The sequence below is a fragment of the Glycomyces buryatensis genome (assembly GCF_004912275.1).
Taxonomy (GTDB): domain Bacteria; phylum Actinomycetota; class Actinomycetes; order Mycobacteriales; family Micromonosporaceae; genus Glycomyces; species Glycomyces buryatensis.
On the sequence record NZ_STGY01000069.1, the window covers coordinates 25,387 to 36,437 of the forward strand.

Sequence of the window (11,051 nt, forward strand, 5' to 3'; positions counted from 1 at the left end):
ACGCCACCGCTCAGGGATACACGGAGCGGGACGCGATGGCGCGCATGCCTTCGTCACGCGAATCGGTGACAATCGACCCAGCTCACATCGTGATAGCTTCGGCCGGTATTCGATCGTGGTGACCATTCATCAACGATGCCCCCGCTTGAACGAAGTGCTCCGGGTCCCGCACCGGAGCCCGAGAACCTCGCGCTGCTGCTGTACACCTCCGGCAGCACCTCGGGTCGTCTTGGTCGAGTAATCCATCGCCGATCTGGATGGCGACTGCCGCGCCCTGTTCCTGAAGTGCCCACGGAGACCAACCGAGCAGCAACGAAGCTGCCATCCCGAGATCCTTCCGACGATCGAACGCTCACAGTCCAGAAGGAAGTACATGACCGACTCGACAGCCGGGGCGCCGCTCGCCCCGAAGGCATCAGTCATCATCCCCACGTTCAACCGGGCCCCGCTCCTGGCCGAGACGCTCCGCGGACTCGCCAGACAGCACCTGGATCCCGACCACTTCGAAGTCGTCGTCATCGACGACGGCTCCACCGACGCGACACCGGAAGTGGTGAAATCCTTCGAGGACCGGCTGCACCTCTCCTACGCGTTCCAAGAGGACCGGGGATTCCGGGTCGCCGAGGCCCGCAACCGAGGCGCCCGGCTCGCCACTTCGGACACCCTGGTGTTCGTGGACACCGGGGCCGTGGTCGGCCCGGACTTCCTCGGCGCTCACCTGAAGGCGCTCGGCGACGGCACCCGACCGCGCGCGGTCGTCGGATACGCCTACGCGTACCGGCCCGAGGACCCGACCTCCGGGCTCGCCCAGATGGCCGGGCGGGTACTGCCGGAGCGGCTGCCGGAGGTCTACCGGCACGATCCCTCGTTCTGGGACAACCGGCACGGCACCTTCATGCGCTGCGACTGGGATCTCCAACGGTTGACGGTCCCCTGGTTCCTCCTGTGGGCCACCAACTGCTCGATGCGCGCCGACCTCTACTGGGCCGTCGACGGCTTCGATGAGGACTTCCAGCGCTGGGGCGTGGAGGACATGGAACTCGGGTTCCGCCTCTTCAAGCAAGGCGTCGAATTCGTGGTCAGCCACGACGCCTGGGCCGTCGAAACTCCGCACGACAGAGACGCCGAGAACAACGTCGAAAGCAACAACCACAACATCGCGCAGATGCACGACAAGCATCCCGAGCCGGTGGTCGAGATCGGTTGGGACCTCATCCGCACCGACCGGTACTGGCATTGGGAGGACGACCACCGGCGGGTCCTCCAATGGACGGACGAAGTCCGCGACAAGGACGTGTCCGACGAGATCGCCGCCGCGGTGGCCGACCTCGGCGACGCCGACCAGGTCGCCGTCATCGGCTGCGGCGGCAGGGTTCCCGAGTCGCTCAAGAACGCGCAGCTATTCGACTTCGACCCCGACTGCGCGCGCGCTCACGGCGACGCCGGCCGCCACGCGATCGGGATGCGCACGCGCCTGCCCGACCGCTCGGTCGACGTCGTGGTGCTGACCTCGCGCCTGGCGGGCCTGTGGGAGCGGTGGAATCTCCAGATCCTCGCCGAGGCCAGGCGCATCGGCCTAGAAGTGCGCGCGCCGGGGCTGGAACCGTGGTGAGGGACGCTCCGCTCGCCGTCAACGGCGGCGCGGCGGTACGCGACCGGGGCCGCTCGTGGCCGAGCTGGCCTGTGGCGGCGCCGGGGGCCTCCTCCGCACTCGAAGCCGTGCTGCGCAGCGGCAGCTGGGCCATCTCCAGCCCGTACCGGGGCGAGCTCCAGGAGCGCCGCTTCGCGAAGGCGTTCGCCGCTTACACGGGGACGCGCCACTGCGTGCCTACCGACCACGGGTCCAGCGCGCTCGTGATCGCGATGGAATCACTCGGCCTCGACTACGGCGACCCCGTCCTGGTGCCCGCGCTGACCTGGACCGCCAGCGCCAGCGCGGTCTTCAGGGCCGGGCTCGTGCCGGTCCTGGCCGATGTCGACCCCGCCACCGGGTGCCTCGCCGCCGAGGCGGTGGCCGCCGAGACCGACATCGCTGCGGTCATCGCCGTCCACTGGGCCTGCAACATGGCCGACGTCCCCGCAATCGCCAAGGCGGCCGACGGAGTCCATGTGATCGAGGATGCCGCGCAGGCGCACGGTGGCCGTTGGGAGGGCCGTCCTGCCGGGTCCCTCGGGACCATGGGGTGCTTCAGCATGCAGCACTCCAAAGTGCTCACTTGTGGCGAGGGCGGTGCGATTGTCACCGACGACCCCGAGCGCGCCGGGCTGCTGGAGGAGCTTCGCGCGGACTCGCGGCGGTACCGCGACAGCCTGGTCGAGGGCGAACTGCCGCTGACCGAGTCCGCCACCACGTTGGGCGCGAACTTCTGCCTCGACGAGTTCGGAGCCTCCCTCCTCGTCGCCCAACTGGAGATCCTGGATGAACAGCACACGGTGCGCAACGCGAACTACGAGCTGCTGACCCGCCTGCTGGCGCCGGTCACCGGGGTGAAGCTGCTGACGCGCAGCCCCTCCCAGGACAAGCTCTCGCTCTACGAGGTCCCCCTCGTATTCGAGGGGTTTCCAGAAGGCATCGACAAATCCTGGGCCGCAACGGCACTCACCGCCGAACTGGGCGTCCGGGTGTACACCCCGCGGCCGCCGCTGGCCCGCAGCCGCCTGCTCGAACCGTGGCGCAAGAGCACGCTGGCTCCGCTCGCGGAGCAGTTCGTGAAACGGCACGCGGATCGCGCGTACCCCGGCGCCGACCACCTCGCCGCCCACGCGGTCCTGCTGCACCACAGCGTGTTCCTGGGAGGCGAAGAGGACATGGCGGATATCGCCGCCGCCGCGGCGAAGGTCGCCCGGCACCTCGAGGAAGGGGCGACCCGATGAGCGGGCCCGAGCGCATTGCACCCGGAGTCTCGGTAGTGGTGCCCGTTCTCGGCAGGGTGCCCTCGACTGAGCGGATGCTCGCCAGCCTGCGAGCCGCGGCCGAGCGCTGCCCCGAGCCGGTGGAGATCATCCTCATCGACGACTCCGGCCCGACGGATGCCGCCCGACATCGAGAGCACTGCGACAGGCACGGCGCCCGCTACCTGCGCGGGCCGCGGCATGTCGGCGCCAAACGGAACCTCGGCGTGCGGCACGCCTCCCACGACCTCCTGCTGTTCACCGACTCGGACTGCCGCGCGACGCCCGACCTGCTGCGAATCCACGTCGCGGCGATCCGCGATGCACCGGAGACGGCTGGGCTCGCCGGGCCGACGATCGTCGAAGTCAGCCCCACCCGGGTCTTCAGGATCATGCGCCGGTCCCACCTGCTCCACGCAGACTTGGAGCGCCCAGCGCTCGGCGGCCCGCTCGAATGGGCGACCACGTCGAACCTGTTGGTCCGCAAGGATGCGTTCGAGCAGGTCGGCGGGTTCGTAGAACGGTCACTGCTGGTGGCCGGCGGCGAGGACGTCGACCTCGGCGTCCGCCTGACCCGAGCGGGCCTCAAACTGCGGTCCCAACCGGACGCGCTGGTCGTCCACGATCGGCTCAGCTCAGACACACTGCACACCATCTGGCGGCGGCTCTATGGGTACGGCCGCTCGGAGCAGTGGCTCATCGTCGTCCACCCGGACCGGCGCGCCCCGCGCTGGAACCCGGTCGTGGCTGTCGGGGCGTCCGGTGCGGTGGCGCTCGCCGCCGCGCCGTCAACCGGAGGACTGAGCTTTGCACTGGTCCCCGCCACGGCCGCGATCGCCATCGGGCTTCGTGCAAGCGCCCGGCATGAGGCGGGGAGCGGCCTTCGCGGCGCGGCCAACGCCGTGGCCTGCGCGATATTGGAATGCTCGTTCGACATCGGCGCCGCGGTCGCATCGTTTCAACTGCGCCGTCCCGGCCTGCTGTTCGCAGGCTTCCGGCCGGCTCCGGAGGGAGGCCCCGATGCATGATGGCCTCTTGCGCATCGGCTCGGCCGCCGTGCCCTACCGCTACGGCGCGGACTGTACGGACGGTCTGGCGGAAGGCATCGAAGCGCTCGGACTCGGTTCGGCGATCGTCGTCATCGACGAGGCGGTGCAGTCGCACGCCGAGCCGCTGCTTTCGCGGCTCGGTCAGCGGATGCAGGTGCGTCCCATAGTCATCGCCGGCGCGGAGCAGCACAAGCGACTCTCGCTGGTCGAAGAGGTGCTCGACCGCGCGGTCGCCGAAGGGGCCGACCGGACCTCCGCGATCCTCGCGATGGGCGGCGGGCTCGTGGGGAACGTCGCGGGGCTCGCCGCCTCGCTCCTGTTCCGCGGCGTCCGGCTGGTGCACCTGCCGACCACGCCGGTCGCCGCGTTCGACGCGGTCCTCTCCTTGAAGCAGGGGGTCAACCTCCGCTCGGGAAAGAACCTGTGCGGCGCGTACACCGCGCCGGCGATGATCGGCTGCGATCTGACCTGGCTCACCACGATTCCGCGCCGCGGGCTCCTGACCGGGATCGCCGAGATGGCGAAGAACGTCCTCGCCGTCGTCCCGGGCCGGGAGCGCGACTTCGAAGAGGCCCTTGCGAACCTCCCGGATCGACCCGTCGCGGCCTTTACAACGCTGTTCGAGCTGGGTTTCGACTCGAAGGCGCCGATGCTGCGCACCGACCCGAACGAAAAGAAGGCGGCCCTCGTGTTCGAATACGGGCACACCGTCGGGCACGCGCTCGAGTCGGTGGCGGCGGGCGCGATGAGCCACGGCGAGGCTGTCGCATGGGGGATGCTGACGGCCGCCGAAGCAAGCGCTCAGCTCGGCCACCTCGGCGACGCCGACCTCAAACGGCACTACCGGCTCCTGTCGCACCTTGAACTGCCGGCCCCGCGCATCGCGCTGGAGCGGTTCGACCTGGAGTCGCTGGCAACGCGGCTGCGGTCCGACAACAAACGCGGCCACATCCCGTGCCCGCCCGAGTCGGCCCCGATGGTGCTGCTGCGCCGTCTCGGCGAGCCGGTCGCCGACGGCGACGGCATGCCCCTGATCCCCGTTTCGATCGGCACCGCACTCGACGCGTTCGAGAAGGTCACCGCCACAGAGGAGCTATGACGTGAAACTGCATCCGGAATTCGACCGGCGGTCGGTGGCGGCGCTCTTGGCCCTCTCTGTGGCGGCATTCTGCTTCGTGACGACCGAGACCGTCCCAGTGGGACTGCTCTCGGAGATATCAGGGGATCTGAAGATTTCCCCGTCACAGGTCGGCCTGCTCGTGACGGGCTACGCCGTGACGGTCGTCGTCGTCACGCTGCCGCTGGTACGCCTGCTCGCGAGGGTCCCGCGCCGCCCGCTGATCCTGGGCCTGATGGCACTGATGGTGGTGTCGACCGCGCTGTCGGCCGCCGCGCAGGGATTCGACACGCTGCTCGCCGCCCGGGTGGTGACGGCGCTGAGCCAGGCGGTCTTCTGGGGGGTGGTGGCCCCGGTGGCGGCCGGTATGTTCCCGGCCCGCGTGCGAGGCAGGGTGATGGCGGTGGTGTTCACCGGCGGATCGATCGGCCCGATGCTCGGCGTGCCGGCCGGCACGTGGCTCGCCCAGATCGCGGGCTGGCGTTGGGTGTTCGTGGCATTGTCGGCGCTCGGCCTGCTCGCTTTCGTCACGCTCGCCGCGGCACTGCGAGTAGGAGCGGCGCAGCAGGAGCACGCCGAGCGCGGGACGACGCCTGACGTGCGCCGCTACACGCTGGTCCTCGCCACGAACACGCTGGCGGTGGCGGGGTTCTTCGCGGTGTTCACGTACTCCTCGGAGTTCATCGTCGTTGTCGCCGCCATACCGGCGGCGCTGCTGGGGCCGCTGCTGCTTGCCCGCGGCGTGGCCGACTTCGGAGGCATCGCCGTCGGAGGAATCGCCTCCGATCGGAACCAGCTGCTCGCAGTCGTGATCCCGGCCGGACTTCTGACGATCACGCTGGTCGGCATGTACGGCCTTGGCACGAGCCCGGTCGCTGCCGGCGCCGCGATCGTGATGACCGGACTCGCGATGGGGGCACTCACCCCGGCCGTGCAGAACCGCGTCATGGAGTTCGCCCCCGGTGGCACTGACATCGCATCGGCGGGAGGCTCCGTCGCTTACAACGTCGGCATCGCTCTCGGGTCATCGCTCGGTGCGTTCAGTCTCGCCCAGTTCGGCACCCGCAGCATCGCCGTCACCGGAGCCGCACTCGCGGCGGCGGCGCTGCTCGCCGCGATCGCGACGGGGGCGACGGTCCGCGAGCCTGCGGCGGTCGCAAAGGAGACGGTCTGAACTCCGGCCTGGATGACCCATTCCGTAACGGCACCTTGGAGTCCGGCTCCGAACAGCCGCGAACGGCTCCCTTTCCGGCTCCCCGCGGCCCTCCACAATGTTCCAATTGGAGTACGCGGGCCTTTCCGAAAGACACGAAAAAGGCCCTGTCACCAGGGCCTTTCATCTGTGCGCGAGGGGGGACTTGAACCCCCACGTCCATTAGTAGGACACTAGCACCTCAAGCTAAATTTACATATCATAATATCCGATTTTTTGAATGGATACGCTGCTCAATACCGAAGGGCAGCAGTTATTGTGGGTCTCAGATGGTCGTAATTGGTCATCATTTTCTGGATCTATTGGCTCCCTTATTGGCTCCCCGACGCAGCGGCCGCCGCGCCGTTGATCCCTGAGGGTCCCTGGAGCGACAGGGCCGGTGCCGCTCCTCCGCGACCAAGATCAGACCGGTGGAATACCGGTAATCGCCGGACGCAGCGCCCAGAGCAAGGACTCAATGATCGCCTCAGGCCCACATCGGTATAGGCAGGGTGCGCAGGGTGCGCGCACCCTGGCCAGTTTGTGGAGTACACGAGGACGAAAATAAGGCATGGCCAATCCGGCAGGTCTCCGCCCGGACGGTAGGACGATGTGCAGGTATGGGTTCAACTCCCGCCCGGGCCATGTCACAGACCCGTACCCCCCGAACTGGCCGAACACGACTCCTCCCAGTTTCCTAGTCCAAGCGACGTACGACAGGGACGGCAACGAGCTCACCGCCGAGACGATCCCGGCGTGAACACCCCGCTCCTCCCCCGGGCACGGCCACCACCACACCTCCCGGACACCCGTGGACCGCAGGTAGCATCGCTCCCGGCCAGACCACCGGTACCAGCCCATACTCCAACTGGCAGAGCGCCTGGCCAGTGCGCCGAAACCCTCAAGACCCGGGCCCGGACGCCCTGCCGGGCAACCCAATCGGCGCAAAGCACCGATCCGCCACCCAGGCAAGAATGCCAAGCGCGACAAAACCATGCGCGAACGAGAACAGCACCTGACCAGCATCAAAGGTTAAAAAATCAAGACTAGGAGCCGTCGAAGTTTAAGTTGGTCGGTTACCGTCACGGTCGTTGATTTCGATCGTTGCTTTTGGTATGGATGCACGATTCGATGTCGATCGGTTGCGGTCGCGGTATGAGCGACTGAACCTCTCTCAACCTGAGTGAGTTCCGTTGCGCGGCAATGAAGAAGCTCCTGGTACAACAGCAGTCGCCAAACACACTGCGTCCCAGGAGCTTCGATTGCTGTTGTACCAGGCGGCCTTGTCGCTGTCGAGTCGCACCCTGACCTTCACTGCCCGGCTCATCCGTGCCCACCGCAAGATCATCGGGTCCCGCTGGCGGGTCCGAACCGGGCCACCCAGATCGCCCGCGCCGTCGCCACCCTGAACCATCAAGAGCGTCAATCAGGGTGGTTAAATGCTCAGATGTTGAACTGGGCCCGGATGTACGACTGCCACGGGGACATCGATCGCGTCCCCGAGCTCCTGGCGCGCGTCGAGCGCGAGGACGACGCAGAGGCATGGGATGAGCTGGGTTACCGGCTGGTCCTCGAGTGCGACTTGGTGTTCCCCGCGAGTTTCGCCGCACTGCCGCGTCTGGTGCATCTCGCGTCGCGGAGCGCGCGGGCGCGCGGGCTGGCCGGGACGATCGTGCGGTGCGCGGCAGGGGGCCACGGGTGCGACGATCTGCTGGCGGGCTGTGCCGACGCGATCGCGGAGTTCCGCGAGCTGCTGGATCGGCACCTGCGGTCACGGCCAGACGACTACTTCGCGACTTTCCTCGACTTGCTCGCGGCGGAAGAGCAGTATCACTGGAGTGCGGTCCTGGGGGACTTCTCGGATGACTTCTACCGGGTCGCCTGCCCTCACTGCGCTGCGGAGGTGACGATCGCTATCGGCGATTACGGGCGCTACTCAGCGATCCGGGACTGGCACCTGGGCGACGTGGACCGACGCGGACTCAGGCCGGCGCCCCCAGAAGGCCTTTCCGGCGTCGGTCGATGGATGCATGAGACTGCCGTCCGTGACGGGGAAGCCGTGCTCGCCGACGGGATCGCCCATCTCTTCGGCCATGCGGAATGTCCGCGCTGTGCCAGCGTCTTCAACATCGCGGATGAGTACGCGTCTTCCAATCGCCCCGTTATGTGAGCGGTGTGTCGAAGCGAGCGGCTCTCGGAGCGTTCCCGGCTGGTTGTGCAGGATCAGCCATATGCGGGCCAGCCTCTGCGACTGCTTGGCCGCAGGGAGATTGCAGAGATCGGAGTGCCATGTAGCACGCGGGCTGCGGGTCCTCGCCGTTGGTGAGACCGGCGATGTCAAGAAGGGTGCCGCGACGGTCGGCGTGCAGCGACAGTACTCGGGGACTGCGGGCCGGATCGAGAACTGCCAGCTGGCCGTCTACCTCGCCCTCGCCACCGCGGCCGGGCATGCAGCGATCGATGTCCGCCTCTACCTGCCGAAGGTCTGGGCCGACGACGCCCGGCGGCGCGAGAGGGCCGGGGTCCCCGAGCTCGACGCGTTCCAGACCAAGCCCGAACTGGCCGCCGACATGATCGAGGCCGCGCTCGACGCGGGCGTGGGCGCGGATTTCGCGACCGGCGACGAGGCCTACGGCATCAACCCTGTCCTGCGGTCACGGCTCCAGCAGCGGCGACTGTCCTATGTCCTGGCCATCGCCCGCACCACGCCGGTCATACTCGGCACCGGCAAGGCCACCGCCGAAACAGCGCTTGGGCAAGTCCCCGGGGCCGCGTGGCAGACCCGTTCGGCCGGGGCTGGCGCGAAAGGGCTGCGCCGCTACGACTGGGCCTGGGTCGATCTCGATCCCGAAGGAGGGGGGCAGGCTGGGCTTTTGGCCCGCCGCAACCGAACGACCGGCGAGATCGCCTATGACCTGACCTGGACTGCGACCCCGGTCCCGCTCCAGACCCTGGTCACCGTCGCCGGGATGCGTTGGAGAATCGAAGCAACCTTCCAAGGGGCCAAGGAACTCGCCGCGCTCGATGAGCACCAGGTCCGCACCTTGGACCTCTTGGCACCGGTGGGTCACCCTCGCCGTGCTCGCGTACGCCTTCCTCGCCATCACCCGCGCCACCGAGATCACCGAGACCGATTCGGACATGATCCCATTGACCTGCAACGAGATCCGCCACCTCATGGTCACGATGATGCCGCGCCTCGGCTGGGAGCATCCTCCGCTGGTCGACCTGGCGACGCCGCCACCAAGCCACCGCCAAACGCCTCCACTACCAGCGACACACACCCTCGCCGCCTGAAACGCGGCTGACGGCTGGCGCACCGGCCCTTATCCTGAACGTCAGCGACCAGAAGGACGGAAACCATGCCTTTCACCCCGATGGACAACGGCGCCCCCGATGGCCTTGCGACGGACGATTTCCTCCTCCGGCCGATCAGGGCCGCCGATGCCGAGCTGGACTACGCCGCGGTCATGGAGAGCAGGGATGACCTGCGCGGATGGGAACAGACGGGGTGGCCTGAAGAGGACTTCACCGTCGAGGCCAATCGCGAAGACTTGGAGAAGATGGAGCGATGGCACGCCAACGGTGACGGTTTCTCGTACACGGTGATGAACCCAGCCGAAACGGAATGTCTTGGCTGCGTCTACCTCAGGTCGACCAACGCGCCCGCGTACGCGGGCGCGCGCATCACTCCAGTCCGCGATCATCGGTGGGAGGACTACGAAGCGACGGCCTCCTTCTGGATTCGCAGGTCCCGACCCGAAACGGCGACCGATCGCGCCTTGCTCGACGTGCTTCGGGCATGGCTGGCGAAGGACTGGAGCCTCCAGGGCCATCTCTTCGTCACCAGCGAACTGTTCGCTCAACAGGTCGACATGATCGGACGCACCGATCTCCAACTGCGTTTCACGGTCGAGGAACCGAACAAACCAGGCCGATATCTCGCCTACGAATAGATGAACCGGTTGAGGGCCGTCAAGCTTTTCAGGCGTCTCACAACCACAATGACCACGGCGGCCACCGCGTCCAACACCGGCATCCCCGCAGATCACGACCCGAACTCTCACTGGAGTACTAGAACGAGCGGTTTGCTTGGGCTGGTTAGCATTCGGGCCATGACGTACATCTTTAATGTGACGATGCGGGAACGCGAAGGCACCAAGGTCGAAGGCCTGCTCAGCTACCGCGGCGAGGGCTACGGGTTCTACTCGGGTCCCGAGTGGGGTCCCAAGCTCCTCATGGACGCCTGGTCGTGGGGTGTCGGAGACAATGACAAGCTCCCCGCCAAGACGATCGCCGATTTCGAAGCGCTCTTCGCGCTTTTCATGGGCGAGCAGATCTGGGTCGACGACCAGGGCTACCTGCTGGACCAGGATACGAAAGAGCCGCTGTCACAGAGGATCCAGGCGGCCGACCGCCACAAGGATGAGCTGGGTTCCTCCAGCGGCTTCGACAACGGCTACCACTACGTGATGCTGAAGCCCAGAAGCGACGAGTTCCGACGCCGCACCGGCGAGATCATCAAATCCTTCACACTGTCCACCGACGATGACAAGCAGGCCGACTTCATTATCGAGGTCTACGACCCTCGTCACCTGGCCCATCTGGACAGGAACGTCGACTTCAAGACCACCTTCAGCGGCCTCCTCCCCTAAAACACCGCGGCGCTCCCAGAGGCAATCCTGATCACCGCGACCATGCTCTGCCTCAACGATCCGAAGGAGGGGCCCTAGCCCGCTGGGCGATTGTAAACACGGCCTTGGGACTGTTCATCTAACGGTGTTACTGGCCTGTAGTTATC

Annotated in this window: 8 protein-coding genes and 1 pseudogene; all 9 read left to right on the top strand. The window is 67.2% G+C overall.

Going from position 1 to position 11,051, the window contains the following annotated elements; translation table 11 throughout:
• The first annotated feature begins 373 nt into the window (after positions 1 to 373).
• The 9 genes and pseudogenes from FAB82_RS20335 to FAB82_RS20375 all read left to right on the top strand — a co-directional run bounded on the left by FAB82_RS20335 (position 374) and on the right by FAB82_RS20375 (position 10,905).
• Entirely contained in the window at positions 374 to 1,612 is a 1,239-nt protein-coding gene (locus FAB82_RS20335) for a glycosyltransferase (protein WP_136536388.1), read from the top strand.
• Positions 1,609 to 2,874: a DegT/DnrJ/EryC1/StrS family aminotransferase gene (locus FAB82_RS20340; protein WP_211116721.1), complete on the top strand. Its 1,266-nt coding sequence runs from the start codon at positions 1,609 to 1,611 to the stop codon at positions 2,872 to 2,874. The genes FAB82_RS20335 and FAB82_RS20340 overlap by 4 nt, the downstream gene beginning before the upstream one ends.
• Positions 2,871 to 3,920, top strand: a complete 1,050-nt coding sequence (locus FAB82_RS20345; RefSeq protein WP_136536390.1) for a glycosyltransferase family 2 protein — start codon at positions 2,871 to 2,873, stop codon at positions 3,918 to 3,920. The genes FAB82_RS20340 and FAB82_RS20345 overlap by 4 nt, the downstream gene beginning before the upstream one ends.
• Positions 3,913 to 5,040 carry a 3-dehydroquinate synthase family protein gene (locus FAB82_RS20350; protein ID WP_168801693.1) on the top strand — a complete coding sequence of 376 codons (1,128 nt, stop codon included), beginning with the start codon at positions 3,913 to 3,915 and terminating at the stop codon, positions 5,038 to 5,040. Before FAB82_RS20345 ends, FAB82_RS20350 begins: the two co-directional genes overlap by 8 nt.
• A gap of 1 nt (position 5,041) precedes the next feature.
• The gene (locus tag FAB82_RS20355) at positions 5,042 to 6,232 is read left to right on the top strand and encodes an MFS transporter (RefSeq protein ID WP_136536392.1); all 1,191 of its coding nucleotides are present in this window, start codon (positions 5,042 to 5,044) and stop codon (positions 6,230 to 6,232) included.
• A 1,465-nt stretch (positions 6,233 to 7,697) separates the two neighbouring features.
• Positions 7,698 to 8,420 carry a hypothetical protein gene (locus FAB82_RS27225; protein WP_168801694.1) on the top strand — a complete coding sequence of 241 codons (723 nt, stop codon included), beginning with the start codon at positions 7,698 to 7,700 and terminating at the stop codon, positions 8,418 to 8,420.
• A gap of 127 nt (positions 8,421 to 8,547) precedes the next feature.
• Positions 8,548 to 9,527: pseudogene (locus FAB82_RS20365) on the top strand (IS701 family transposase); the annotation flags it as partial.
• A gap of 100 nt (positions 9,528 to 9,627) precedes the next feature.
• Positions 9,628 to 10,206, top strand: a complete 579-nt coding sequence (locus tag FAB82_RS20370) for a GNAT family N-acetyltransferase (RefSeq protein WP_136536394.1) — start codon at positions 9,628 to 9,630, stop codon at positions 10,204 to 10,206.
• Positions 10,207 to 10,365: 159 nt separating this feature from the next.
• Positions 10,366 to 10,905, top strand: coding sequence for a hypothetical protein (locus tag FAB82_RS20375; protein ID WP_136536395.1), 540 nt, complete (start codon positions 10,366 to 10,368; stop codon positions 10,903 to 10,905).
• Positions 10,906 to 11,051 lie beyond the last annotated feature (146 nt).